At 51.4% G+C, this 25,047-nt stretch carries 24 protein-coding genes; 7 read left to right on the top strand and 17 right to left on the bottom strand.

What is annotated here, in order from left to right; all coding sequences use genetic code 11:
• Positions 1-74 precede the first annotated feature (74 nt).
• The 3 genes from OMR58_RS11980 to OMR58_RS11970 all read right to left on the bottom strand — a co-directional run bounded on the left by OMR58_RS11980 (position 75) and on the right by OMR58_RS11970 (position 3,267).
• Positions 75-1,646 carry a TonB-dependent siderophore receptor gene (locus tag OMR58_RS11980; RefSeq protein WP_264546038.1) on the bottom strand — a complete coding sequence of 524 codons (1,572 nt, stop codon included), beginning with the start codon at positions 1,644-1,646 and terminating at the stop codon, positions 75-77.
• A 93-nt stretch (positions 1,647-1,739) separates the two neighbouring features.
• Positions 1,740-2,720, bottom strand: a complete 981-nt coding sequence (locus OMR58_RS11975; RefSeq protein ID WP_264546037.1) for a FecR domain-containing protein — start codon at positions 2,718-2,720, stop codon at positions 1,740-1,742.
• A complete protein-coding gene (locus OMR58_RS11970; protein WP_264546036.1) occupies positions 2,710-3,267 on the bottom strand; it encodes a sigma-70 family RNA polymerase sigma factor in 558 nt (185 codons plus the stop codon). Before OMR58_RS11970 ends, OMR58_RS11975 begins: the two co-directional genes overlap by 11 nt.
• Before the next feature lie 594 nt (positions 3,268-3,861).
• On the opposite strand from OMR58_RS11970, the gene OMR58_RS11965 reads away from it, so the two are divergent.
• The 7 genes from OMR58_RS11965 (at position 3,862) to OMR58_RS11935 (ending at position 11,545) form a co-directional block, all read left to right on the top strand.
• Positions 3,862-4,965: a hypothetical protein gene (locus tag OMR58_RS11965; protein ID WP_110662937.1), complete on the top strand. Its 1,104-nt coding sequence runs from the start codon at positions 3,862-3,864 to the stop codon at positions 4,963-4,965.
• A 42-nt stretch (positions 4,966-5,007) separates the two neighbouring features.
• Positions 5,008-5,556 (top strand): winged helix-turn-helix domain-containing protein, encoded by a 549-nt coding sequence (locus tag OMR58_RS11960; RefSeq protein ID WP_110662939.1) that lies wholly within the window; start codon positions 5,008-5,010, stop codon positions 5,554-5,556.
• Positions 5,557-5,689: 133 nt separating this feature from the next.
• Positions 5,690-6,778 carry a multiubiquitin domain-containing protein gene (locus OMR58_RS11955; protein ID WP_110663010.1) on the top strand — a complete coding sequence of 363 codons (1,089 nt, stop codon included), beginning with the start codon at positions 5,690-5,692 and terminating at the stop codon, positions 6,776-6,778.
• Positions 6,775-8,145 carry a ThiF family adenylyltransferase gene (locus OMR58_RS11950; protein ID WP_264546035.1) on the top strand — a complete coding sequence of 457 codons (1,371 nt, stop codon included), beginning with the start codon at positions 6,775-6,777 and terminating at the stop codon, positions 8,143-8,145. The genes OMR58_RS11955 and OMR58_RS11950 overlap by 4 nt, the downstream gene beginning before the upstream one ends.
• Positions 8,145-8,486: a DUF6527 family protein gene (locus tag OMR58_RS11945; protein ID WP_110662943.1), complete on the top strand. Its 342-nt coding sequence runs from the start codon at positions 8,145-8,147 to the stop codon at positions 8,484-8,486. Before OMR58_RS11950 ends, OMR58_RS11945 begins: the two co-directional genes overlap by 1 nt.
• 305 nt (positions 8,487-8,791) lie before the next feature.
• Entirely contained in the window at positions 8,792-9,607 is an 816-nt protein-coding gene (locus tag OMR58_RS11940; RefSeq protein ID WP_146221375.1) for a hypothetical protein, read from the top strand.
• 990 nt (positions 9,608-10,597) lie between these two features.
• Positions 10,598-11,545, top strand: coding sequence for an ArdC family protein (locus OMR58_RS11935; RefSeq protein WP_264546034.1), 948 nt, complete (start codon positions 10,598-10,600; stop codon positions 11,543-11,545).
• Positions 11,546-11,738: 193 nt separating this feature from the next.
• On the opposite strand, the gene mobC is transcribed toward OMR58_RS11935, so the two are convergent.
• From mobC to OMR58_RS11865, 14 genes are all read right to left on the bottom strand, one after another.
• Positions 11,739-12,485: a MobC family replication-relaxation protein gene (gene mobC, locus OMR58_RS11930; protein ID WP_264546033.1), complete on the bottom strand. Its 747-nt coding sequence runs from the start codon at positions 12,483-12,485 to the stop codon at positions 11,739-11,741.
• A 9-nt stretch (positions 12,486-12,494) separates the two neighbouring features.
• On the bottom strand, positions 12,495-14,354 hold the full coding sequence (locus tag OMR58_RS11925) for a type IV secretory system conjugative DNA transfer family protein (RefSeq protein WP_264546032.1): 1,860 nt from the start codon (positions 14,352-14,354) through the stop codon (positions 12,495-12,497).
• A gap of 709 nt (positions 14,355-15,063) precedes the next feature.
• Positions 15,064-15,369, bottom strand: coding sequence for a dpoa decarboxylase (locus OMR58_RS11920; RefSeq protein WP_264546031.1), 306 nt, complete (start codon positions 15,367-15,369; stop codon positions 15,064-15,066).
• A 47-nt stretch (positions 15,370-15,416) separates the two neighbouring features.
• The gene (locus OMR58_RS11915) at positions 15,417-15,719 is read right to left on the bottom strand and encodes a TrbM/KikA/MpfK family conjugal transfer protein (RefSeq protein ID WP_264546030.1); all 303 of its coding nucleotides are present in this window, start codon (positions 15,717-15,719) and stop codon (positions 15,417-15,419) included.
• A 48-nt stretch (positions 15,720-15,767) separates the two neighbouring features.
• Positions 15,768-16,166 (bottom strand): cag pathogenicity island Cag12 family protein, encoded by a 399-nt coding sequence (locus OMR58_RS11910; RefSeq protein ID WP_264546029.1) that lies wholly within the window; start codon positions 16,164-16,166, stop codon positions 15,768-15,770.
• Positions 16,163-17,188: a P-type DNA transfer ATPase VirB11 gene (gene virB11 / locus OMR58_RS11905; RefSeq protein WP_264546028.1), complete on the bottom strand. Its 1,026-nt coding sequence runs from the start codon at positions 17,186-17,188 to the stop codon at positions 16,163-16,165. Before virB11 ends, OMR58_RS11910 begins: the two co-directional genes overlap by 4 nt.
• Entirely contained in the window at positions 17,178-18,431 is a 1,254-nt protein-coding gene (gene virB10, locus OMR58_RS11900) for a VirB10/TraB/TrbI family type IV secretion system protein (RefSeq protein ID WP_264546027.1), read from the bottom strand. Before virB10 ends, virB11 begins: the two co-directional genes overlap by 11 nt.
• A gap of 19 nt (positions 18,432-18,450) precedes the next feature.
• A complete protein-coding gene (virB9, locus tag OMR58_RS11895; protein ID WP_264546026.1) occupies positions 18,451-19,353 on the bottom strand; it encodes a P-type conjugative transfer protein VirB9 in 903 nt (300 codons plus the stop codon).
• A complete protein-coding gene (locus OMR58_RS11890; RefSeq protein WP_264546025.1) occupies positions 19,353-20,036 on the bottom strand; it encodes a virB8 family protein in 684 nt (227 codons plus the stop codon). The genes virB9 and OMR58_RS11890 overlap by 1 nt, the downstream gene beginning before the upstream one ends.
• On the bottom strand, positions 20,029-20,166 hold the full coding sequence (locus OMR58_RS11885) for a hypothetical protein (protein WP_016157224.1): 138 nt from the start codon (positions 20,164-20,166) through the stop codon (positions 20,029-20,031). The genes OMR58_RS11890 and OMR58_RS11885 overlap by 8 nt, the downstream gene beginning before the upstream one ends.
• Before the next feature lie 92 nt (positions 20,167-20,258).
• Positions 20,259-21,323, bottom strand: a complete 1,065-nt coding sequence (locus tag OMR58_RS11880) for a type IV secretion system protein (RefSeq protein ID WP_264546024.1) — start codon at positions 21,321-21,323, stop codon at positions 20,259-20,261.
• Between the two features lie 10 nt (positions 21,324-21,333).
• Positions 21,334-21,558 carry an EexN family lipoprotein gene (locus tag OMR58_RS11875; protein WP_264546023.1) on the bottom strand — a complete coding sequence of 75 codons (225 nt, stop codon included), beginning with the start codon at positions 21,556-21,558 and terminating at the stop codon, positions 21,334-21,336.
• A gap of 11 nt (positions 21,559-21,569) precedes the next feature.
• Entirely contained in the window at positions 21,570-22,274 is a 705-nt protein-coding gene (locus OMR58_RS11870; protein WP_264546056.1) for a type IV secretion system protein, read from the bottom strand.
• A 20-nt stretch (positions 22,275-22,294) separates the two neighbouring features.
• Positions 22,295-25,039: a VirB3 family type IV secretion system protein gene (locus OMR58_RS11865; RefSeq protein WP_264546022.1), complete on the bottom strand. Its 2,745-nt coding sequence runs from the start codon at positions 25,037-25,039 to the stop codon at positions 22,295-22,297.
• Positions 25,040-25,047: the final 8 nt, after the last annotated feature.

Below are 25,047 nucleotides of genomic sequence, written 5' to 3'. Positions count from 1 at the left end.
GCGGCGGCCTCAGCCCGGAACAGTTCGAAAACCAGACCCTCGCTTAGGGACGTGTCCACATTACGTGGGTAAGATCAGTACTGATAGCTGCGGGTGTAATCCCAGTCGGGTTCAGAGAGGCTTTCAGGGTCCCAGCTGTAGATATTTACCGCGCTGGTATTGCTCAGCGAACCAAATAAATTATTGAAGTTCTCCTTCTGATAATCACCGCCGAATACCAGCTGGTGGTCGCGATCCAGCAGCTCGAACGGCCCGCTCAGGTTGATGTTCACGCCGTACTGGCTGCTGCGGTTGTGTCGTTGCAGGTAGTTGTTGAGCTTCGCGCTGCCTGAATCATCCACGCCCTGAGTGCCGTTGCCGTAAACGCCGATGAATTTGCCCTCGGCGCTGGCGGTCGTGTAGTTCAGCGAGCTTTTGGCGACCCATTCGTTATCAAAATAGTGTTCGAGTTCGGCGTAGGCGTTAGTTTTCTCGAAGGTGATGTTATTCCAGCTGGCCCCCAGGAAGGTCGAGCGGGGCAGACCCAGGCTGGAGTAGTTGGTGGACATCGGCACGCCGTAAAGATTGGGCACCGTATCGGTTTTTTGCCAGGAGAGACCGGTGGTCAGCGTGGTCTGCGACGTCAAATCATAGGCGAGAGTACCGAACAGCACCTGGCGATCGCTGTGCACGTAATCGGTAAAGCTGTCTCTCTTTTGCAGTACGCCAACCGCGCGGCCGCGCAGCGAGGCATCGTCATTCAGCGGCCCGGAGACGTCCATTTCGCCGCGGTAGTTATCCCAGCTGCCGGCGCTGGCGCTGACGGAAGAGCGAAAATCATAGGTCGGACGCTTGCGCACCATATTCACCGTTCCCCCCGGTTCGCCGCTGCCCTGGGTCAGGCCTGACGCGCCGCGCAGAACTTCCAGATGGTCGTAAATGGCCAGATCCGGCGATTCGGTGGAGGCTTCGGCATAACCCATTCCGGCGAGGCTGTTTTGAAACGAGGAGCTGATACCGTCTTCCTGAAGGTTATCCATCGTGAAGCCGCGCGACTGGTAACGAGTCTGGTAGGAGCTTTCGTTGATGACGTTCACGCCCGTGACCTGACGCATCGCGTCGTCCAGCGAGGTCATATTCTGATCGTTCATCCGCTGGCGGGTGACCACGCTGACCGACTGCGGCGTCTCCCGTGGGGAGAGATTCAGGCGGGTCGCCGCCGACATGCTGCGGGTGGTGTAAGAGCCGGTGTCTTCAGTCATCGAGCCGTAGTTAACATCACCGATCACCACCATTTCGTCCCCTTCAGGGATCTTTTTCAGGGTGTAGCTGCCGTTGGGCTGACGTTCTGCCAGCAGCCCGCGATCGGTCAACAGCCGGGAGAAGCCTTCGGCAAGGGTGTAGGTGCCGTTGAGCGCCGGAGAGGATTTACCGGCCGTCAGCCGCGCATCGCTCGCCAGATAAATGCCCGACTGCGCGGCAAACTGATTCAGCTGAGTCGCCAGCGGCGCGGCCGGGATCGCATAGACGTGCTTATCCGTCGCCGTTTCGGCGGCCTGCGCAGCGGCAAAGGTCAGTAGCGGCGCACAAAACATCATGCGCAGGAGGGCGGCCGTCGGCGTACGACGGAAAATCCGCGGCGGGCTGGTGCGTGGTGATGATGACATAGATTCCCCTGATAATTCCCAAAAGTAAAAGTGCTGCATAGGGTTAATCGGATGAGGGCCCGTAAAGGGGAACCGATGAGGCGAATTTATTTGTTATTTATCGCGCGGGGCGACCGTCAGCCACCAGGAGAAGCGGCGGTTGAGCTGCACGGGCAGCGCGTTGGTGAGCATGTCCAGCGCCATATCGGTATCATGCAGCGGGAACGTACCGGTGACGGTCAGCGCTGACACGGCCGGATCGCATCCCAGATAGCCGCGGCGATAGGCCGACAGCCGTTCGATAAACTCACCGAGGGGGAGATTATCGGCCTGTAGCAACCCGCGAGGCCAGGCAGGCTGCGCATTACGCAGCGGCGACATCGGGCCAAAGGAATCCTGACGGAAGGTCATCGCCTGACCGGCCTGCACGATCGACGCGTCGCTGACGGCCGCCGGGGAGACTTCCACCGCCCCCTGATACACCTGCAGCACGGTGGTATCGCCGAGCGCCTGCACGCTGAAACGCGTGCCGAGGGCGCGCATTTTGCCCTGCACGGTGGCGACGGTCAGCGGGCGATGCTGATCGGCGGCGGTTTCGATCATCATCCGACCGTTCAGCAACTGCAGCGCGCGCTGCGTCGGGGAGTAATCGACGTTCAGCGCGCTGTCGGTGTCAAGCCAGATCCGCGAACCATCAGCCAGCGTGAACGACGTTATTTCACCGTGGGGGGTGTGATAATCGGCGTGCCACGCCAGTACCAGATTGCGCAGCGGTGTATGACGCCAGCTACCCCAGGCGAGCAGGGTGCCGACGGAAATCCAGGCCGCCATTTTCAGCACCTGGCGCCGCCCGGAGTTGTGCGTTCGCTGGGTCAGCGCGGTGAACGCCGCCGCTTGTCGCTCACCGTTTTCCCGCAGCGGCGAAAAGCGCTGGCTGATGTTCAGCACGTACTGCCACGCCAGCTGATTCTCCTGATTCTCGTCAAGCCAGCGTTGCAGTGCGGCGGGATATGTCTGCGGCGACGAGATGTCCTGGACTTCGGCGTACCAGTTTGCCGCCTGCTGCAACGCGGCGAAGCCGGGTTTATTGCTCATCGTATCTGACCGCGGCGGGGGGTAATGCATCGAGATATTCGATTTCAAGGCTCAGGCAGTGGAGCATGGCCTGAGCCATATATTTCTTCACCATGCGCTCGGAGACGGCGAGTTCGGCGGCGATGCTTGCGTAAGTCAGGCCACCGATCTGTGACATCAAAAACGCCGCGCGGACTTTCTCCGGCAGCGCCTGCAGCATGGCATCTACCTGAAACAGGGATTCAAGAACGATCGCGCTGTGTTCCGCGGAAACCTCGGTGGGCTGCGGTTGCGCCGCTAAAGTTTCCAGCCAGACGCGCTCAATTTCTTTTCTTCGCCACAGGTCGATACACATGCCATGAGCCATCGAGGCAAGGTAGGCGCGCGCGCCGGCAAGAGTGTCAAAGTTTCGCGGTTTTATCAGCAGGCGCAGGAATACGTCTTGTGCGAGATCTGCGGCGTCGCTGGCATTCCCAAGGCGTCGTCTGAGCAACTTTTGAAGCCAGTTATTATGTTCTGAAAACAGCAATATAGCATTGTCAGCTGAACTAAAACCAAGAGATGACATGTCGCTCTAACCGCCAGAGGAGGGTAAGTTAAGGAAAATTTAGGCATACAATCTATATGATAATGATTTTCATTTCAATGTCAGGGTCCGATTTATCTTTTTATCCAGATATCAGTGCTGGCATTCGTTCAGAATGATATCGGCAATAGAGATGCGTGTAGCAGAAAGTCACACAGGGTTTTTGGACTGACCCCACCCCGGTAGACGATCCTGCCCTATAGGTGGCTTAAAGAGAGGTGCCCATGAGCGGCATGGGGGGATGTTTTTCCTGGACTGATCACTCTGTGTGCCTCTTAGAAAATATTCTTTCAGAATACTGGCTGTTGACAGTGGTAAATTGAGTGGGTTTCAGTTAGAAAACATTATTGATAAAGCAACGGAGGGAGGGGATGATAATCGCGCATGAGGCCAGCGCGTCGACCGCTAGTTATCTGTATCAGTGTCGCTACGCGTTGCTAAAAAGACTGAAAGTTACTGTTAGCGGTATAACATGTTTTTAACATAATGTGTTCTGCTATGCGAAACGAATCAGTCAATGGGTCGTGCAATGTTATGTAACATTTACTAACTCCCTCTCTTTAAGGATGCTGCCGGGTGTTGTTCGATATAGAGAAAATCAAAGAGCTACTTCGTGAATTTCCTGGACTGACAGGTAAGCAAATAGCCAAAAAGCTTGGGTATCCTGATAAATCTGCCCTGAATTCATTTTTATACAGCAATCTAGAGGGCCTCAAACAGGTCGAATGGAAATGGTATGTAGAAGATGAATATGTGTTGGTTTTGGATGCTGACGCCTGGATCGATGAAGACATTTTTGAAGCTAACTTATCGGCTGCAGGCTGCCTATTGGGCGCTTCAGCAAACAGGTGCAGGATATGCTTTCCGGAGAATTGCAGGATTTTATTGGCAGCTGGTGCGAGAGTGATTGCTCTGTCAAATCAGGCTGCTTTTTTGGGGAAGGCGATCGAACTGGATTTCAGTAAATGTCCATCGACGAAAGACTTTTTGGACCGGTTGGGTTTTTTTGACCATTTACATCCGGATGTAAGGGTTCAGCCAGAGAGGCCAACGGAATCCAGGGCAAAACGCTACCGGGGAAATAATGACAATCTGGTTGAGATAGCATCCATTAACCTGGATGATTTCGATGATTCAATTCCGGTAAAACTGACTAAACAATTCGCGCTCCATGCTGGCCAAGAATATTACATGGCTGTGTTTACAATTTTTTCTGAGCTCATTGGTAATGTACGAGATCATAGCGAGACTCCTATTCCTGGGTTCGCGGCGTTGCAGTTGTACAAGGGGAAGCGACGTCATATCCAGACTGTAATTTCAGATAGTGGTTTAGGCATAGCAACAACTTTGAAACGAAACCTTAAAACATATTACCCTGAAATTTTTAAGGAAATTGAATCTTTATCCGAAGATCCTGACATATTTTTGGTTAAGCGTGCACTAAAAAAAGGTGGGTTGAGTCAGTTTGGCTCCGCGCCTGATGAGGCAGCTCGCGGACTGGGATTGAAACGGTCTCAAGAGTTGGCCGCCAGATATGATGCAGTTGTGCTGGTTCGACAGCCAAACTTCGAGTTGAGAATCATATATAAAGACGGTGAACTCACCGACATTATAGGAAAAAAAGGGCTGGCGTTGATCAAAGGTACCCAAGTTTGCTTTGATTTTTTTCTTAGGCTATGATTAGTGTCATCTCCTTAAATTAACCATAAGAAGCAGGTTTGTATGAAAGTCAAACTGCTGGAACTCACTGAAAACAATGACCACCCATTCGGAAATGTTTTGGGACGGGAAGTGTTTAAGCGACTTCAAAGAGTTGTTGACTCACATCCTAGTTGCAAGGCATTTGAAATTTCTCTTGAAGGTATCATCGCTACCGATTCTTCCTTTCCGCGGGAAAGTGTAATTGCACTTGCAAAACAGCTTTGTGGCGAAAAGTACTTCTTTATCACAGATGTCAGTTCTGTAGATCTCATTGATAACTGGGACTATGCGGCAATAGCAAAGCAGCAGTCTTTGATTGTGATGCTTGATAAGGAAGTGCGTATCATTGGTCCTGAAGCAAAAAGTTCGACAAAGGCATTGCTCGATGTCGTGTTAAGCCGGGATGGAGCCAGTACCGCCAATGTTGCTAAAGCCCTCAATATCTCTGTACAGAATGCGAGTACAAGGCTCAAAAAGCTTGTAAGTGAGGGACTTATTATGCGGTCAGAGGTATCATCACCAACAGGTGGTATTGAGTTTATCTACACCGGCCCCGGAATCTCTGATTAAACAGGTTGATTTAACCAGATTAGGTGGTGTATAGTCACTTTCATGGGCAACGATTTTTATTGCCCTCTGGTTAAACAGCTTTATTTAATGAGATTTGGCGGCAATGCCACTGTATAAAATACCGGAGGTACTTATGAACGACCTGCAATCACAACATCCCCACCATCGTATCATTGAGGTGGCGGACGAGAGCCTCGCTTACCGTCAGGTAACCGTGGGGGATAACACGCCTACCGGTGCGCAGATTTCAGCTGCATCAGGGTTTAAACCTGATCAGCTACCTGTAGTGCTGATGTTGCTTTCTGATGGCTCTCTGGAGGACATCCGTCCCGATGAAGTTGTGGATCTTGGCTCTGAGGTTCGCCGTTTTATCATTGTCGAGTCAGACCGTACCTATTTGTTTACTATTGATGGCACTCGTATGGAGTGGCCATGTCGTTTAATTACCGGCTATGTTGTCCGTAAACTTGGCAATGTTGATGATAATAAAAAACTGTTACTGGAGCGTGAAGACGAAGCTGATCTCGAAATCCAGAATGACCAGTTTATCGATCTGGATGGGGATGGTATTGAGCGCTTCATTAGCAGGAAGGCATCATGGAAACTGAATGTTCAGGGTAAGGAATTTACTTTTGATACCCCGACTATTGTAATCCGTGACGCTGTTATCCGTGCAGGGCTGAATCCCGGTCAGGCATGGCATATTTTCCTCAAAGTCGAAGGACAGCCTAAGGTTGAGAAGAATATTGATGACGTCATTGATTTGCGTACACCTGGCATTGAGAAGCTGCGACTTACGCCGAAAGATGTGAATAATGGCGAAGCATCCGGGGTAACCCGTCGTGAGTTCAGTTTGCTACCTACAGATGAGCAATATCTAGATGGAATGGGATATTCCTGGGAAACCTGCCTGAACGGCAATGCTCGCTGGCTGATTATCCACGATTATGAACTACCGGAAGGGTATAACCATCATAAGATTAAACTGGCTCTGTTGATTACCTCCGGTTATCCCGTAAACATGCTGGATATGTTTTACGTACATCCGCCACTGTCGCGGGTCAATGGCGTCAACATTCCAGCGACGGAAGCTACGGCGGCTATTGATAGTGTCGCGTATCAGCGATGGTCCCGCCATCGCTCATGGGATCCTGAAACAGATTCCGTCGTCTCTCAACTGGCGATGGCGGATGGTTGTCTTCAAAAGGAGGCCGGACAATGAGCACCGGGAGTCGCCTGATATTGACGCAGGAGCTTCATGCCTCACTCTGGAAACATCTGTTCCCGGGAGACGGAAAAGAGGCTGCTGCAATTCTGGTCTGTAATCGTTACGACGGTACTCGTCTGAAGCTCCTGGCTAAGAAGCTCATTCTTGTTCCATATGAAGAGTGTAAATCCAGGACGATCGATTTTATTTCCTGGCCGGGTAGCTATCTGGAGAAGGCCATTGATACTGCAGAAGAAAAATCGATGTCAATTATACTCGTCCATTCGCATCCTGGTGGTTTCCTGGCTTTCTCTGATATGGATGATGCAAGTGATGTGCAGACTATGGCGTCACTTTTTCAGGGTGTTAATGCCATTCATGGTTCGGCAATTATGATTCCTGACGGGAATATGCGTGCACGTTTCTACCGGGAGGGGAAGTACTCTGAGAATGTGGAACTGGTAACCGTCGCGGGTGATAATATTCACTACTGGTGGGACGGGCTCACTGAGCCACGGCTGTCTGCAATGGCTTTTACATCGGGGATGACGGACACTTTTAACAAGCTCACCGCAGCTGTCATTGGGGTATCCGGTACAGGGTCGATTGTGGCCGAGCAGGTAGCAAGGCTGGGCTTTGGCGAAATTCTTTTGATTGATCATGATCATATAGAAAAGAAAAATCTGAACCGGATCCTGAACTCGACCCTTGAAGATGCGATGGTCTGCCGACCAAAGGTAGACATGTTCGCGGAAGTTATTAAGCGTATTCGAGGGTGCGATATTGCCCGGCCCATTCACAATACTATTTTCTCGCGGGAGGCCGTTCTTGCTGCAGCAAACGCAGATATAATCTTTTGCTGCGTTGATACCTACCATGCCCGAATGATTGCAGATCGTATTGCTTCTGCTTTTTTAATCCCATTGCTTGATGTAGGGGTGAAAATTCCGACTCATGTTGATCCTGACGATGGGCGAAAAATCACGGACGTGACGGGCCGGATCGATTATGTAAAACCCGGTGGTTCTACTTTATCTGATCGTCATGTGTATACACCTGAGCTTATATACCGGGAAAACCTGAGCGCGAAGGATTATGAAGATCAGGTCGGGAGAGGTTACATCACGGGGGTTCAGGAAGAGGCGCCATCAGTAATCACCCTGAATATGCGAGCGGCATCGGCTTGTGTGTCAGAATTTATCGCAAGGTGTTTCCCTTTTCGCGAATATCCTAATAAGAGATTTGCCCGTACTATGTTCAGTCTTTCAGGTGCTGAAGAAGACTATATCGATGAAAGTGATATAGAGAAGGCGCTGAATCCACGGCTTGCAGTCGGATGTGAAGAGCCTCTTTTGGGGATCCCGGAACTGGGAGGGAAATAATGTCTATTTTCGACAGGCTGTTCTACTATGTCTTATGTAAACTGGAACCGTGGCTTCCGCCACGGCGTCTAAAAATTATCAATGGAGACTCATTACCCACAAAGATGCCTTTACGTTCAATTATTCTTGCCAGAGATGGGGATGAAGACTGGTGCATCGGATTCAGGTGCCCTTGTGGATGTTGTCGTACTATTGAACTACTTGTTATAGATGAAGCCAGCCCTCGATGGGATTACTCTTTAGATAATAATAAGTTACTCACGCTGCATCCGTCTGTATGGCTTAAAGACGGCTGTAAATCTCATTTTTGGCTAAAAAAAGGACGAGTATTTTGGGTGTAAATATAATGGTGAAGTATTAATTTATTTTGGCCTGAAATACAGATTGTGGCTGTTTGTGACGCGGATAAAAAGATAGACATTTTGGACAATATTTTAATGTGATGCGTAATTTATAATCGCATTAAAGTGGAACTATGCCATGCCTATTTTTCTGCATTATTGTAGGTAGGAAATGATTTACCTCATCATCAGATACTTGGTTGGATCTTTTACTCTAGTGATATATTGTAATCAACCTATAGATGAAATATTTTTGGTAAGCAGCGTTTGTATATTAAGTATTTTAATCCTCAAGGCGAAAACTTATGTTTGACAATATATTTAGCGTTGAATCCATTATTTCCTTAGCAGTAACTATTACGGTTAGCTTTGCTGTTACCTTTAAAGTTATAAAGTTAAATCTAACTATAAAAAACAAATCACATACTATTAAAGGCGACGGGAATAGTATCGAGCATAACGAATTCAATATCGTTATGAAAGATGCTCAAGGTGAATTTAGGAATCTAAGTTTGTGTCTGGGTGGGATTATTATTTTACTACTTCCATATTGCGGCTCTTTTGTCAATTATTTTTTGTATAATTTTTCACGTATTGCTCCTTACTTTTGTGTTGTTGGTATTGTTTTTACCCTATGGGCTAGAGGCTTTACTAATCGTTTTTTTGATTGTTTATATATTGTACCGACGCTATTTAATGTTTATTTCGCATCACGTGCAGCTGAAAATTCATATTATTTTATGAGCCATTTTGATGGCTTATACGATAGAATTTTAAGCTCTCTTGTTTCTATTCTTTTTTCTGCGGGAAAGTTTGAATACTTTAGTAAATCAATTTTATACTTTTTAGAACAGATCGCTATTTTTTCATCCATTATAGGGTTTGTAACGGTGTCTGTAATGTTGTTGTATGCAACTTTTGGTTACATAAAACAACGCAGTTTCTCCAGTGCACTTACATTCGCTTTAAAAAATTGCATATGGGGTTTTATAGGTTATCTGGCTGCTTCTGGGATTGTATGGGGTTTGTTTTATGGACAAAATCAGTATATTGCGAGTATTTTCGAGCCTGCAATTCAGTTGATAACCGGTTTGTTTAATATCAGAACTCCACTTTATTAATTTTATGTATATCTCATGGGAGGGGAAATGGGCGAGCTAATCACGCTTTCTATTTGGTTTCTTGAGCATAGAGTCGTATTTTAAATATGGTTTTTAATCTTCCGCCAGGTTGATAGTAATACTTTGAGTTAATAAATAAACTTCAATGCAATAGAATTATCAATGAACTTCATAACTTTACAACGGAAATGCTATTCGGGTTGGGGTTGTTTATTATACACCTGGATAACACAGCATATATCAGTAACAAGAAAGTTTTTGATTCGATAATTAAGCCTTCTTTTCTGCTGTGCTAGCATAGTCACACTTTTAGCTTTTCAAGTGTTATCTATGTTTCGAGACGAACTACTGCTTTCGGCCTAAATCTTTCATAACTTGGTATCTGGCGAGATGGCACGCAGCGCTCGCCATTCAGTACTTTGTAGAGAGGGTGGTCGTATTGCGACGTTTAGAGTTATATCAATTGTGTTCTCGCGGTGAAACCTATGCACTTATGGTCGGGGAATATGATACCCCGGTTACGGCGCTGTGACCTGTTTCAAGAGGTTTCTCACCTCGGTCTGGGTGGTGGTAGATAAACTGTTCGCGTTGTTCAACAAGCAGACAGCTTTGGCTCGGCTGTGATTGATGCCGGAACGAGGCAATTTAAGAACAAACCGCCCCCGGTTAGCAGGATCGCCTCGCCCGGCAGGAAAACATGCTAGCATCAACAAGAACCTCCTGTTAATGCCAATTCCCGACTCATTACCACCAATCTATTTTCACCGCTGCGGAGTAAGGGGCGCTATGCCCGGCTATGCAGGGGCAGGTTTTTTCTCCCGTGCGCTTTCCGTTCTTCATATCTGCTTCCGGTTAATCGTTTCCCAACACAACCCGTCCTGCAAGGGTAAATGGCACGCATGCTGCGCCCTTGCAGGGCAGAACGATGCCGGGAAAGCGAACCGTCAGGCGATACGAAGACGAAAATCACACACTGACGGAGAAAAAATCATGGCTATTTCCCTGCATACAACCCGGACAAGCGCCTCTAACACCGCAGCGGCGACCAGCGTATCCCCGCTGGACCCGTCAGGCTCCTCAAAAACGAAATTTTCTAAAACCAGAAAGGATATTTATCAGACCGTTACCGACAACATCATTGCAGCGCTGGAAGCCGGTGTTAAACCCTGGTCCTGCCCGTGGCAGCGTGTATCAGGCGTGTCTGGTCTGCCATCCAATTACGCTACCCGTGTAGCCTACAGTGGCATGAATATCATGTTGCTGTGGTGCAGTGCGTCAAAACAGGGGTTCAGCGATTCACGCTGGATGACCTACAAACAGGCTCAGGCAGCAGGTGGACAGGTTCGCGAGGGTCAACATGGCACAACAGCCATTTTCTACACCACGCTGGAGAAGGAAAACGCCGCCGGAGACATTGAGCATATCCCGATGCTGAAAACCTTCACCGTGTTTAACGTTCAGCAAATCGACGGCCTGGCCCTGACAACGGAAACCGTCAGCCCGGAAGCAACCTTTGACCCGGTGCCGCAGGCTGAAAATCTGTTACGGAAGAGTGGCGCAAACATCATTGAGAAAGGACAAAACGCCTTTTTCAGTCCATCCTCCGATGAAGTCTGGTTACCGGAGCGCTATCTGTTTTCGGATGCGGCTAACTTCTACGCTACCGGCCTGCATGAACTTGTCCACTGGAGTGGGGGTAAAAAACGCCTGAACCGTGAAATGAAAGGGAGGTTTGGCAGTGCGGATTATGCAGAGGAAGAACTTGTCGCGGAGCTGGGAAGTGCCTTTCTGATGGCGGACCTGGGGATTGAGGGAGAGGTGCAACATGAAAGCTATATTGCTTCCTGGCTGATCGCGCTGAAAAACGACAAGCGTTATATTTTCAAAGCGGCCAGCGCTGCCTCTAAAGCACATCGTTACCTGATGAATAAACTCTGAGGCCGGAGCCGGATAACCGCAAGGGAATGTGGTTACATGGTTTTTACCGGCAACGCTGCAAGGCGCAGACTGAGGCGGAACGCAGCACAGCGAGTATCGGACAGTCTGCGCCTCGCAGTGGAATAAAAAATAGTTCGGCCTGGCGGTATTGCTGCCAGGCCGGTGAGGCCATCTCGATGGCCTGAGTAAAAACTTACGTATAGCTGCCTAATGACAGGCGCTTCAGCTCATCAAAGGTATAAATGCGAAACACCCGACGGTGGCGTTCTTCCAGCGGGACGTGCTGATGGTTGATGATGACATGACTGATGCTGTCAAACAGCAGTTCAAGCGCACGTTTTTTCTGTGGGTCAGGCATGACATAAAAAACATAAATCCACTGTTTGCGGGTACGGGCCAGCAGGTGGCTGGCCATAATCGCCTGATAGCGGGCTCGGGTTTTCAGTCGGCGTTCGGTTTCAACGGCGATCAGGTTGCCGTCAGGCAGGGTCAGTAACCCGTCCGGGCGATGTTTCACCTGATACTGGCTGATAAAGGTAGCACGGTCGCCATTAATCCATCCCGAAGCGCCTTTCTTCTCCAGAATAAGCCTGGCGGCCTGATTATCAAGATGATGCTCCAGCGTCCAGCCGGTAATTCTGGACGGTTCGAACCTCGCGGGAAAGATTTTATCATTCGGGGTTAGCACCACCGCCAGCCCGTCGCTGGTGATCCCCCATAATGAAATCTTCATTGTTCGTGATTCAAGCACATGCTTCTGTATTAACCCCATTTGCTCTGTTTTTGCCAGTAGAGAATAAAGCGACTTATGATCCAGGAAACCAAATAACAGCATCAGCGTTTTAAAATCACTGTAAGTTTCTTCTTTCAGGAAGTTCAGCAGTTGTTTAATTTTCTCGTTGTTACGCGTCTTGCGCTCGTGAAATGATGAAATCAGCATAAGCGCTCCTTAAAAATCCAGCGGGAACAGGTGTTCTTTATCATCGGCTTTCGGCTTTGCCGGTTTTACTTCGATTTCGTCGAATAAAAGAGCGGGGTGCGTTGTCATCACATCCGGCATGGCTGGTTTATCATCCTCGCCAAAATCCAGCATGATCTTCACCGGGGCTGCCGCTGCGGCAATATCAGGTGAAATCGAAAAGATTTTTAGCTGACGCTTTCTGACCTTTATCGGTGAGATCAGTGAAGCAGAAGGTAGCGTTTTTGTCGTAAAGATAAAGCTGACAAAATCGGGCAGGTTCAGGATCATATTGCTGTCAATAAAGAAACGTTCGGCCTGGCGGATTGTGCGCTCACTGTCGATGGTTTCCGTCAGCATATTATCCGTCTTAGCCTTGCGGAGTTCGTCATCCACCAGAATAGTGCCTGACATTCTTGCCACCCATTCCGCCGTATCCGGATCCATAACCCGGTAAACCAGTTTGAATTTGGCATTTTCAACGACCGCACCGACAACAGCGTCACCTTTCAAATCTGCCGGGCAGTCTTTTAAATCGGCAATGGACTGGTGGTCCATAATAATGTGTACGCCTTTATCCCGCGCCGCACCTAAACCTTCCAGCGCTGGCCTGGATAAATGGTATTTCAGTTCGGAAAGATAAACAGCAATGGGGCGGGGGACGTCTGTTACTCGATCGCGCTTTTCTGCCAGCTGGTAAAGGCGAACCAACAGCATGCGCTGGGCGGTAATAATTTTGCTGTTTCGCATGGAGCCGACAACATAACAGCAGCCGCCCTCATCAAATATGTGCTTAAGCGAAAAGCCTTCTGGTGAGTTAATGGCATTGAGTAAGGCCAGTTCCTCAATCTTGCCGAAAAAGGCTTTTATCTTATCTGCAATGCTTTGAACATAGTCTCCGTTATAAATATCCCGAATGGTTGAGGAAGTATTATGGGTGACAAATTGTGCGGCTATTCGGGCGGCTTTCCGGTCATCAATGCGATAAAAATCTGATTCCTGCCCTTTTTCCGCCAGACTGAACCCTGCAACGAACAGTTCTTCCAGTTCATCTGGCGTAATATATTCAATCAGGTTTAACTGGTACTGCTGTTTTCGCAGGTCAATTAAGGCAAAGGGTTTTCCTGCATCCTCGCAGGCTTTGCGGTAAAGATGCGGTGCCCATTCATCATCCTTGGGGTCCATCACAAACACACCTTCACCGGCCAGAATGCTTTGATAAAGCAAAATGCCAGCGGCAACCCCTTTACCGGCTCCGGTGGTGCCGATAATATCCGCGTGTTGTTTCTGCCAGTCTTTTAACGGGAGATACATTGGCTCGTTCTCCCTGTCCATGCCAGTAAAAATGCCTTTATTCAGGTCGATATAATCCAGCGGATCATAATGCAGTGTTTCCGGCAGCAAGGACTTTACGGTGCGGACATCGGTGCGCAATTCCCGTTCAAGGGTTGTCTTTTTAACCAGGCGTTTCTTTATCCTGTCCAGTTCCGGCGTGAATAACCGGCGAAGCATAATATGAAAAATTATCCCGGTTACAGTAAAAGCAATCCGTACTGACCAGGCCAGTACGGTATTATCACTGGTGAGCCTGATGTTATACAGCCACTGAAAGGACCCGATAACTATCGGGGCCAGTGTGCCGGAGAGAAAACACAGCAGGGAAAAAGCAATAATCAGCTTTTTCCAGAGCGGAGCTTTCTGCCGTTCATCGCTTTTCATCGACGCAAAAAACGGCATCGTCAGCCCCGCAAATAACGCCAGCATCAGTTGCTGCTGTTGCATAAAAGCGAGCAGCGCCAGCATTCCGTTCACTATCGGCGACAGTGAAGCGGCAAGCTTATTTAAAATCATGATGCCTCCTTCGTCAGCCATTCGCCCCATAACATCGCCCCATCAATTCGCCCCACGGTGTCGGGCGAAAAGGCGGGGCGAACTAAGGGACGAAGAAGGTGACCGCTGTGCGGCCATGTGCCGGAAAGCATTCTTTCCTGCACGAAACGGCGTGCACCAGTACATGCGGGCTGGACGCCCTTATTGTCTGTCGCATGGGGGTAATGTCGTGGCTGTACACCGCGCCAAAACCCCCAGGGTCAACGGCGGCACACCGTCGCACGCTACGCGCGACCAACCCCTTTAAGACGCGCGTTTCGCCTGTTTTTTCTCGCAGGCTCCAAAAAACGGGAACGCTGCTTTAAAGGGGTTGGTCGCGCCTGAACGGTCATATTCCCCGCTGGGGCGGGAAATATGACCTGGCTTGACGGTGTGCGGGGCAAGCCCCCCAAATAAACCGCTGTCGTGGGCGACAGCTTTTCGCTCGCTGGGGCGGCGAAATTTATTCGGCTCCCCCCGGCCTGCTTAATTCGCTTTGGGCGAATGTTCGCAGGTGGGCGCGGTGCCTTAAAATTAACAATTTCTCCGAAATTGAATTTTCTGTCCGCGCGCCACGTACTTATTTTACGGCTTAACAATTTCTCCGAAATTGAAGCCCAAAATAAGCACGCCTGAAACCCGCCGTCTGTCAGTCTGTGGCGTCGTTCGATACATTATTAATGTCTGTGATTCACATCTGCTCGCGGGCTATTTCAGCCCGGCATTCCCGTTCCGCGTTTAATGCCGTATGGTAAGTTTCATCATCGATTTTCGTTCCCTGACTTTCGGCATACCGCCTGAGCTTCTCTGCGTCCGATTCATTAAGCTGTGATAAATGATGTCGCAATAAACCGATAAACTGGCTTTCATATATCTCGTAATAAAGCCCGCATCCCTGATGGGCTTCTTTCGACATAGAATCATAGATACACATGATCGAAATTCTGTCCTGATACGTTGAATGGATGTTGGCAATAAACAGGTCTTCTTTATCCACTTTTATTTCTCCATACGGAATGTATTAAGATAACATCCGGTATTGTGTTACCCCCTAACCCTGCCAAATCTGGACAGGATTTTGTTCACCGCTACCGGATCAGCGCCGGTGCATTCCCCCAGAAAAGCTTTTCTGGCATTCAGTGTGTGGTTGGGTAAAAATCCGTGCCGGTTCTTTTTGACGATATTAAAAAAGGCTCGTTCAGCAGAATGGCATTCGCTTCCTCCACTGTTTCCGGTTGCTTTCCCGTACATACACAGCACCATTTCGCACGGGTCGGCAGCAAACGAATAAACAGGTGTCCCGGCAGCAATGCACAGCACTGCCGCCGCAATAGCGGAATATTTCATGATGGATACCTTACTGTAAGATGAATTTCAGGACGTGAGGGGGAGGATTTAATGCGAAAAATAAATATGGGTATCGCTGCATGTCAGGCAGCCAGAGACAGGCTGATATGCAATAATGCCTTCTGCGCCATGCTGACGCAGCCAGTTTTTTGCCGTAAAGAAATCTGCGCCTGATGGCGCTGCAACAACAATACGCGCAGAGTGGGCGACTGCGTAAAATACGGCGAGCGTCCAGCGTGTCTCATTAAAATTCCGTGCGTGAATGGATAATAACCATGTATCGTTAACCACCGGAGAAGGAATAATAACCGGATTGTCACGCCACTGCGGTAAACCGGTATTGACTGACTGGCCCGGTTTATTCCATTCAACAGGAACCGGTGGCGGGGGTGAAGAACAGCCGGAAAGTACCAGCGAGAATAGCAGCATAGTGATAACCTTTATCATGCTTTCATCTCCTCAAAAAAGGCGTTGCGGTGCAGTGGCCGGAAATAAATATCATTCATTCGGCGCACATGACCGTCCAGGTCGATACTCACGATAACGTCCAGACTGTCCAGTACCTTGCGCAACATAAAGGTGTAAGGGAGTCGGGCGCATTGCGGATTTTCATAACAGCGGGTAATAAACCCGTCCACCGCTTCCCTTGCCGAACCGGCATGAACAGAGGTCATACTGCCTTCATGCCCGGAGCCGGTTATTTTGAGAAAATCCCAGGCTTCGCCGCCGCGCACTTCGGTTAATAGTATGCGGTCGGGATTCATGCGGTAATTCCAGCGCAGCAGGCTGGCGGGCGTCACAATTGACCCTTTTTCATCTGCCGATTCCGACGGATAAAAAAGGTGGACGTAGTTTTTATGCATAAAGAAGGTGATTTCCGGGTTATCTTCAATGGTCGTAATACGCAGATGAAGGGGGATATAACCAATCAGCATCTTCATATAGGTGGTTTTCCCGGTACTGGTTTCCCCGGCCACCGCAATGGTTTTACCGTATTCCACACATTTCTCCATAAAGCGCGGAATGTCTTTTACGTCATATAAGGCCAGTAATGCCTCATCGTGCGTCTGCGTTTTTTCCGTGCCCGTCACCCGGTTATAAAACCCGGCGTCGATATAGTCCTGATGTGGGATCTGGACCTGTGAGGGTTTACGCAGCGTGATGGACACCGTGTCACGCTCGCAGGCCGGGGGCACGATGACCTGACAGCGTTCGCCGGATTCCAGCGTGGCGGACAGCCCCGGCTTGATATCTTCGATATTGTCGCCGTGATGCTTCGCCAGGCATCTGGCAAAGTTGTAGCAGCCCTCGTAATCCAGCGGAACAGCGTGCTGTTCCCAGACGCCGTTAATTTTGGTGAAAAGCTCACCCGGACGATTGACGGCGATCTCCGTCAGTCCGGGAAGCGCCAGAAAATCGCTAAAAAATCGCTGCTTATAGCGGTCCAGTGAGATGTTTTTAGCGGTCATTTTTCATCCTCAGCGTATAGATGCCGGAAAAATCAATATCCTGTCCGGTGACCAGGTTGATGATCTCACCCTGATTTTTGTGCACGGTCGGCGGGATATTGATGCTGTTTTCCAGTGTGGTTCGTGCCATATCTGCCATGGCCTGACGGCTGTTTTCGGTGTAGTCGGTATTACGATCTTTCTGACCCGCGCTGTTGGAAGCCCATGCCGCAACATCGGGGATCATACCGACCAGTAATGCGCCCCCGAATCGCTCGCTGAAATGCGAATCGATCCAGCCGTCAACACCCGCCTCGCCCAGTTCTCCGGCAGCGCGGGTATCAACCAGCGGAATATCAAGATAAGGGGGCTGGCGGGTACGCAGTTTCGTGATGATGAGGAAGGCGCGGCCCTGTCCATGTGTCATCCCGGTTTCCGCACCCGTCTGGTAAACGCCCGTGGCGATGGTCCCTTTTTCAATCAGCCTCGTGTTGCCGCTGGCGCTCCAGATATCGCTGGCGACTGTGCAGCGGATTTTCCCCGCCCGGTCCGAGACAAAACGGTAATCCAGTGAACAGGGAATGGCGGTATTTTCCGGCACGTACAGATCCGGGTTGTAAGGAATACGCCGTACCGCTGACGGGGAGTGTTCCGGCTGTGACGACGTGGTGTCTGGCTGCTGACCGGTGCCAGGGGATGGCGTCCCTGACGACTGCCCGGCAGAGGATACCTGCGTCATTTCCTGCTGCCGGGTCCGTGCCGGGTTTCGGGCCGCAGCGGCAGAGCTGTCCCGGCGAACCAGAAAACGGGCTTTATCCAGTTCCGGCGGCGTCTCCGGCCCGGTGACTGCCTTACTGCGCGGGCTGTTGTCCGACGGTTCCGGTGCTGCGGGGCCGGTATCGTGCGTCCCCAGATCGGTACGCTGCCGGTAATCGCTCCGGTTCGGCTGTGGCGCGGCATCCTGCCGCTTTTCCTCACCGGGCTGCCAGAGAAGATTGCGGTATACCCAGTTGCCCGCCCACGCCAGTGCAATCAGCGCAACGGCCGCGAGCGCCAGAAACGCGGTGGCTTTCCCGCGCCTGCGCTTTTTCAGTCTGTTGACGGCGGGTTGTACCGGGTCGTTCTCTTCATCCTCCTGTGTGGTGAGGAGTGCCGCTTCCCGCCTGGCACGGGCCTCGTGCTCAAGTGCGGTAATGTCGTCCTCCGATTGTGCCTGGGAGGGCCGGGACTTATCAGGTTCAGGATGCGGGTGTTCGTCGTTCATCTGCATGGTTCCTCAGTTATCAGTGGGTGGCGGGTTTTTCCACCCGTTCGACCTGCGGGGAGACGGTGGCACCATCAGCCGTCCGGACCCTGCCGAAACCACGGTTTTCCAGGCCGACCACGGCGTTGCCGGAACGCAGAACCAGACGGGGCGTGACCTCCTGAATCACCAGTACGGTGAAGTTGCCTTTTCTGCGGACACTGCTGTTAATCACCTGCTCCTGGCCGTTCAGTTCTTTAGTCACGGAGGGAATGGATTTAGCCGGGGAGAAGCCCACGAACGTAAAGCGGCCATCGTCATACGCGAAATCCGGGACAATCCGGGCGCTGTCGCGCCCTGAATAGCGGAGGTAGTCCCAGTTGCGCGGCGTCTGCGCGGCATTCAGGGCCTGCTGAATATCGGTCTGCTGCTGTTTTTGCTCACGCTCCAGCGCTCTGGCCGCTGTCTCACGGCTGGCCTTCTCCCGGTCTTCGCCCGGATAGCGGTAACTCACCTGAAAGGCGGGCTGCTGCGGTGATTTATCATCGATGACGTTCAGCTCGACGTTGTACAGCCGCCGGGTGGTGACGACCAGCAGGTTGGTGTGCCAGTCCCGGCTGTTGGGCGGGATGACCACCTGAGTGGTGTTACCGTCCGCGCCGGGCGCGCCCTGAACCAGCGCCACCGGGCGGATATTGACCCGGTTGGCGTCCGGCGTGGCTTCCCACGCCTCCTCAAAACCGGGTCTGGCGCTGATAACCGCCTCGTCGCTGTCAAAGACCAGCGAGGTCATAAAACCGGGCCGGGTACTGACGACGGTGACATTCAGCGGGTTATAGACAACCTGCTGAACGCGGGCATCATAGCGGCTCGCCTGCGGGATGGCGGCACTCCATGCCGTGCCGCACATCAGCGTGAGCGCGAAAAGGATGAGACTTTTCATTATTCACCTCCCCGAATTTCACGGTCTGCCTGCCAGCTGGTCACAGAAAACCCGAACGGGTTCACCTCCCGCTCCGTATCGCTCATTTCGTTGCCGGGGTCGGAGTGGAACGTCAGGCGGGCATCCCAGTATTCGGTGCGGGTGCTGTTGTCAGCGAGACGGCGGATGGTCTTTTTGTAACGCAGGGTGGCGACGTTATCGGGGTCAGTGCCATCAGTGAGCTGGTTTGAAAGGATGTCGATCCGCACGGTGTGCGCCCCGTTCTGCCAGACCTTGTCCGGGGCGTCTTTACCGGCATACAGCGCCAGATAGTCATCGTTGACCTGCGGGCTGTTGTAAATCTGTACCGTGGCGTAATCATCCTGCAGGGAGGGATAGACATACCGTTCACGCAGTCTGACGTAGCTGGCGGTCATCGCCTTCTGATAAGCGGCTTCCGCCGTCAGGTGGGTTTTTGACGCACGGGTGACGTGCTCCACCCGCCCGGTATGATTATCCACGGTGTACAGTTCCACGACCGTCTGTTTCAGGGGTAGCATCAGCACCACGGCGATGAGCGCCAGTATGGCGGTGAGCAGGCCCGCGCCGCCAACCACAAACCCGGCTTTTGTGGCGCGTTTGTCCCGTTCAATCATCTGCTGTTCAAAGGTGCGGGAATCCGCAATGAGGGTCTGTTCACTCATGACTGTTTAACTCCGCCATAATCTGAGGGGTGTTCACGGGGACGCCCTGACCGCCAAAGGCAGGAGGACGGGGAGACTGCGCGCAGCCGGAAAGCGCGCACAGCAAAGCCAGCGCAATCAAGCGTTTCATGGGATATTTCCTGTGTGAGATCAGTGGAATGAAAACAGGGTTATGTTTTCACCGGAGGATTAACGGGGATATTTCGACCAGGGATGACAGGTTTAACGATGGAATTTCTGAACGGCGGCTTCTCTTGATTGCGCCAGCCGCCGGGCTTCGTTGCGGGCGATCATCTGCTCAATCGCGTATTGACGCGCTTTTGCCGCGCTGTATCCCGGACCGCTGCCGGGTTTACCCGCGCTGGCATCTCTCCAGCCCTGTAGAGTGTCCAGAACGGCGCGGGTTGTCTGCTTCCCGGTTCCTGCTGCCAGTTTCCCGGCACCATACGCCGCCGCGCCAATACCCACCGCCGCCAACCCCTGCATGGACACGGTCGCACTGGCCCCGGCCAGCGCGCCGGCCAGTCTGGCGGAGAGGTACACCAGTATTGCCGCGCAGATACCGGCCAGGCAGACCTGTGCGCCTAACTCCACAATGTTGGATTGTGCAGATAGTTGTGTTGCAATAGCTAACCGCGAGTTTAAATAATTAACGACAATGCGTAGCGACAACGCAGAAAACAGAACCGTTAATATTGCTGCGAAAACATTTTGCAGCCAGTTGTTAAACATGGGGCGTAAAAAGCCATACAGCAGACAAAAGATAAAAACAGGGGCGGTAATACTCAGCAGTAAAATCATGACCTCCGCGATCATTGAAACAAAGGCTGTCACGATCATTAATACGAATATCCCGAGCCAGACATAAAATTGAGCGGTCATGCCCTCATCTTTTATGTACGTTGAGTTATCCATATCGTGTAACGTTTTACCTAATACCTTCGCTTTATCCCATAAGCTATCCAGTAACTGCCAGATATTATCGCTGCCGGAAAATCCCTCCTTTAAACCATTGATGGCATCAATAACACCATCAAGATAACCGCTGACATTTGCCACAAAGGACAGGATGATTGCCATCCTCATGATGTCCCACGTGACATCCTCCATCGGTGTGGACAGTTTACCCGCCAGGGTCTGGTATCCACGCCACAGGATATAGAGGGTGGCTGACATTGCCGCCAGCCCCATCATCAAGGAGGAGTATGACATCATCAGTCCCTTTGTGGCATCGGTGACTCCTCCGATCAGGTGTTTTTCAACACCGATAAACACACCACCGGGCATATTAACCTCACTATGAATTCAGATCGGGAGTGGGCGCATTTAACTGCTGAATCTGATAATGGGCTTCATTGGCGTTTTTACAGTTATCTGAGGCATCGCCGGTTTTTGGGCATTTTTCATACACCGCTTTTAGCTCATCGGGATGATCTTTGTACCACTGAGTAGTTTTGGCTTCTTCTTTACAGCCAATGATGATGAATAATAAGGACAGGAAAGAGAGGGTTAATAAACGCATGTGAGACTCCTTTAGCCGTTTAAATCAGGGGTTGGCGCAGTTAACTGTTGCTGATTCCACTGTTTAGTGCGCACATCCTCCAGGACTTTTTCGCGCTTTTCTGCTGCCTTCACGCTCATTTCCCACTGGTCAGTGAGCGTGTTCAGCATCACTGATTTTAGCTGAATACTGTTGGCAAGGTCCTGAGACTCCTTTGAATCTTTAGAAAGTGCGATACGGTTCGAGAGACTGTTTATTTCGCCCAGCGTCTGGCTGACCTGCTCCTGGATCTCGTCAGTCTGCTCAAACTGAATTGCCTTATTGATGACCAGTTGTTTACAGGTACCGGCATAGCTTCCCGACTGTTTCGCGTTGCAGGTATCGAAAACCCGGTACTTCGCATACAGCGTATCGAACTGCCCGGCGGTACCACCGGAAAGCAGCAGGTCATTGAGTGTCTGGCCCGGTCTGCGAAGTTGCTCCAGATCCGATTTCAGACTCTTCGCCTGATCCACAAAATCAGCAATATCACGGACGCCGGTGGCCGTCGCCAGCTGGTCTTTATACGCCTGGATCTGGCTCTGATAATGTTGCGCGGTCTGCATCCAGCGCTGCGCTTCTTTCAGCCATTCGGCCTCACGCAGCGGATCGGCATCCACCAGAACGGGAATACCGGCGTGCGCCAGCGGGCTGGCCATCACGCACGCGAAAATCAGGGCATGAAAACGGCTTTTCATCATGGTTCTCCTGTGGGGTATCAGAGTGCCTGAGCCAGGTAGGGTTCCAGCCATTCATGGGGCTGCATCCCTTCCCGGTACAGGGAATCAAAGATTTCGAGGTTGTCGGCGCTGCCGCTTATGACCCGGGTGTATCTGCCAATACCGGAGAGGTCGAGCGTCACGCGGGCGGCAAAACGTTTTGTGTCGCCGCGCCTGAACTGATTTTTTACCACCACATACTGGCGGGCCTGCGGATCCAGATTTTTCACCACATCGAACACTTCCGGTTCAAATTTCATCCCTTCAACATAATGCGCCCGGTCGGCGCTGGGGTTGGCTGCCAGGATCTGTGTTCCGCACTGCTCAATCACGGCGGGCGCGATCTCATCCCGGATGATCTCCGCCGGGGACTGGGTGCCCACAACCAGCATCCCGTTCAGTTTACGGATGGTTTTCAGTCGGTTATAGGCGAAATCCTTAAAGATCGGATCCCGCAGCCATTTCCAGAACTCGTCCATGAAGATGACCAGTCGACGTCCGTCAAGCAGGCTGGTGATGCGGTACAGCAGGTAAAAGGAGATCGGCGCACAGACATTGGCATCATCCAGAAACTCTGTGCCGTCAATGCCGAAGTTATCGCAATGGCTGATATCGAAGGTGTCTGAGGCGTTATCAAACACCCAGCCGAATTCGCCGCCCTGCGCCCACTGCGACAGGCGAATGCTCAGGCCGTTCTCCTGGGCTTCTTTTGTAGCAGGTTCAGGAAGATTCTCCAGCAGGCGCGTAATACCACAGACACGGTATTGCGGCTCATTGCTCATCACGGCGTTAACGGCGTCGTTCAGACGGCGTTCATCACGGGGCGTGATGGTCGCGCCGTTACGCGTGCACAGTAGTTTCATCAACTGACTGATGAAACTGATATTGCGTTTCGTGGGCGACAGCGAAAACGGGTTCCACCCCGTGGGCTCGCCATGCGTGATACGGAAGTAACGGCCGCCCAGCGCCCGGATATTCATTTCCGCGCCCCGGTCCTTGTCCAGATAAACGGTGGTCAGCCGTTTCGTTTTCGCATCCGGAGAAAAACTGTCCGTACGGCCATATTTCTGCTGCATATTTTCAAGGAAAGTCATCAGCATGGTTTTACCCGAACCGTTGGTGCCGAGAATGCAGGTACTGGCCGGGTTCTTCTCGTTGAACTCGTCCTTGTCCGCCAGCGTGTTATGCAGGTTCAGGTAGTAGCCATCCCCTGACGGGGTGCGCAGCAAGGCCATTGCATCTCCCCAGGGGGCGTTATTGCGCTTGCCGGGGTAGAAATTATGCAGCGCAGCCAGCTCCACAAAGTTCTGGCTGCTCAGCTCACCCTTGCGGGGCCGCAGATGATAGTTGCCGGGTAACTGCGCCATATACGCTGCCGACAGTGAAAGCGCTGCCGGAACCGGGGTGATGCCGAGATTGTTCAGGGCGTTGCTGATTTCACCGGTATCGGCCACCAGACTGTCCAGCGTGCGGGCAAACACCATGATGGAGAAATGGTGTTTTCCATAGGCGATTTTTCCCGAGGTCAGCAGGTCAAGTGCCACATCCAAATCCAGTCGCTGTGACACTGCATCATCATCCGAACTCAATAACAGACGTCGGGTACGTTTGATGGCCTTGCGTGCTTCTTCACGTGACATGCAGGTGTACGACTGGGTGATTATATAATCGCAGGGGGCGTACAGCAGCGAGTCCATCATCCCTGTCGCGGTCTCCTCCGGGAACTCCTTCACTTCCAGTCCCCGAAAATACCGTGTACCGCTGGCGTGGTTTATCTGCCCGGACTCCCCGGAAAAGAACAGCGCCGCCGACCCCATCATCGAATACGCCGGAGCGCGGGTGACGCGCACCCTGCGCCACAGGTGCGTCAACAGGTACTCATAAAAGGATAACTGGGAGGAGAATACCGCATGATCTTCGGTAAACGTGCCAAGAGGACGTGCGGCGTAGCGTGACAGTGCGGTATCGAGCGAACCTTTGATTTCCAGCATTTCCCGCAGTGCAGCGTCAAGCTCTTTCAGTTTCTTGCCGTCATTCATGCGTCTGCGCCCGGCCTTTTCCAGGCTGACAAACGGACGGTAACAGACAGTCAGAAACAATCGATTACGGCGAAACGGATCCGCCGCCAGCGAGGCATAATATAGGCGGCTTATTTCATCGGCGTAAGAGTTGCCGGATGCCTTATGCAGCGAATCGGTAAACGGCTCCCGCACGTTATGGATATAAAAGGTGACCGGCATCCCCTCGAATGAGCGGATAAGTCCGTGCAACTGGTTGCGGTCAATACTGAGGGTTTCTTCTGATTCGCAATCGAACGGGGTCCCCGTCAGTTCCCAGGTACAGTAGAGATCACTGTGTGGTGAGCGAACAACATGCTGATGAATATGCGATGAATACGGAATGTACTTCCTGAGCGTGGCACACTGATTCAGTTTCATGGCGTTGAGAAACTCCGTGATATCAACAGCATCATGCTCGACGGGCATAAATACTGTTGCGCCAAACAGCCGGTTTGCTGCCGGTTTTCCTCTTGCCCTGAGCCAGACGGCAATCAGGCTGAACCGCATGGGTTCATTCCGGGTGACAGACTTCATTACCAGAAATTCAACCGGGAGCAGGGCAAGGAAAGCGACGGAAGTCCAGATAGCGGCGATGATGGTGATACCGGTGACACCCAGCAGGGGCACCATCGGCACCCCCCACAGTGCCGCCGGGCGCTTCATTGCTTTGAGCAGCTTTGCCATAGATGCCC

It is taken from the genome of Erwinia sp. INIA01, assembly GCF_025947915.1.
In the GTDB taxonomy this organism is placed as follows: Bacteria; Pseudomonadota; Gammaproteobacteria; order Enterobacterales; family Enterobacteriaceae; genus Erwinia; species Erwinia coffeiphila.
This window is presented reverse-complemented; position numbering and strand designations above follow the sequence as displayed.

Coding starts and splice junctions, on each gene's coding strand:
- OMR58_RS11875 (WP_264546023.1), bottom strand. CDS start 21,558: ATGCGTTTATTAACCCTCTCTTTCCTGTCCTTATTATTCATCATCATT.
- OMR58_RS11975 (WP_264546037.1), bottom strand. CDS start 2,720: ATGAGCAATAAACCCGGCTTCGCCGCGTTGCAGCAGGCGGCAAACTGG.
- virB11 (WP_264546028.1), bottom strand. CDS start 17,188: ATGACCGCTAAAAACATCTCACTGGACCGCTATAAGCAGCGATTTTTT.
- virB9 (WP_264546026.1), bottom strand. CDS start 19,353: ATGAAAAGTCTCATCCTTTTCGCGCTCACGCTGATGTGCGGCACGGCA.
- OMR58_RS11870 (WP_264546056.1), bottom strand. CDS start 22,274: ATGAAAAGCCGTTTTCATGCCCTGATTTTCGCGTGCGTGATGGCCAGC.
- OMR58_RS11960 (WP_110662939.1), top strand. CDS start 5,008: ATGAAAGTCAAACTGCTGGAACTCACTGAAAACAATGACCACCCATTC.
- OMR58_RS11890 (WP_264546025.1), bottom strand. CDS start 20,036: ATGAGTGAACAGACCCTCATTGCGGATTCCCGCACCTTTGAACAGCAG.
- virB10 (WP_264546027.1), bottom strand. CDS start 18,431: ATGAACGACGAACACCCGCATCCTGAACCTGATAAGTCCCGGCCCTCC.
- OMR58_RS11955 (WP_110663010.1), top strand. CDS start 5,690: ATGAACGACCTGCAATCACAACATCCCCACCATCGTATCATTGAGGTG.
- OMR58_RS11935 (WP_264546034.1), top strand. CDS start 10,598: ATGGCTATTTCCCTGCATACAACCCGGACAAGCGCCTCTAACACCGCA.
- OMR58_RS11940 (WP_146221375.1), top strand. CDS start 8,792: ATGTTTGACAATATATTTAGCGTTGAATCCATTATTTCCTTAGCAGTA.
- OMR58_RS11885 (WP_016157224.1), bottom strand. CDS start 20,166: ATGAAACGCTTGATTGCGCTGGCTTTGCTGTGCGCGCTTTCCGGCTGC.
- OMR58_RS11910 (WP_264546029.1), bottom strand. CDS start 16,166: ATGATAAAGGTTATCACTATGCTGCTATTCTCGCTGGTACTTTCCGGC.
- OMR58_RS11945 (WP_110662943.1), top strand. CDS start 8,145: ATGTCTATTTTCGACAGGCTGTTCTACTATGTCTTATGTAAACTGGAA.
- mobC (WP_264546033.1), bottom strand. CDS start 12,485: ATGCTGATTTCATCATTTCACGAGCGCAAGACGCGTAACAACGAGAAA.
- OMR58_RS11880 (WP_264546024.1), bottom strand. CDS start 21,323: ATGCCCGGTGGTGTGTTTATCGGTGTTGAAAAACACCTGATCGGAGGA.
- OMR58_RS11865 (WP_264546022.1), bottom strand. CDS start 25,039: ATGGCAAAGCTGCTCAAAGCAATGAAGCGCCCGGCGGCACTGTGGGGG.
- OMR58_RS11980 (WP_264546038.1), bottom strand. CDS start 1,646: ATGTCATCATCACCACGCACCAGCCCGCCGCGGATTTTCCGTCGTACG.
- OMR58_RS11925 (WP_264546032.1), bottom strand. CDS start 14,354: ATGATTTTAAATAAGCTTGCCGCTTCACTGTCGCCGATAGTGAACGGA.
- OMR58_RS11915 (WP_264546030.1), bottom strand. CDS start 15,719: ATGAAATATTCCGCTATTGCGGCGGCAGTGCTGTGCATTGCTGCCGGG.
- OMR58_RS11970 (WP_264546036.1), bottom strand. CDS start 3,267: ATGTCATCTCTTGGTTTTAGTTCAGCTGACAATGCTATATTGCTGTTT.
- OMR58_RS11950 (WP_264546035.1), top strand. CDS start 6,775: ATGAGCACCGGGAGTCGCCTGATATTGACGCAGGAGCTTCATGCCTCA.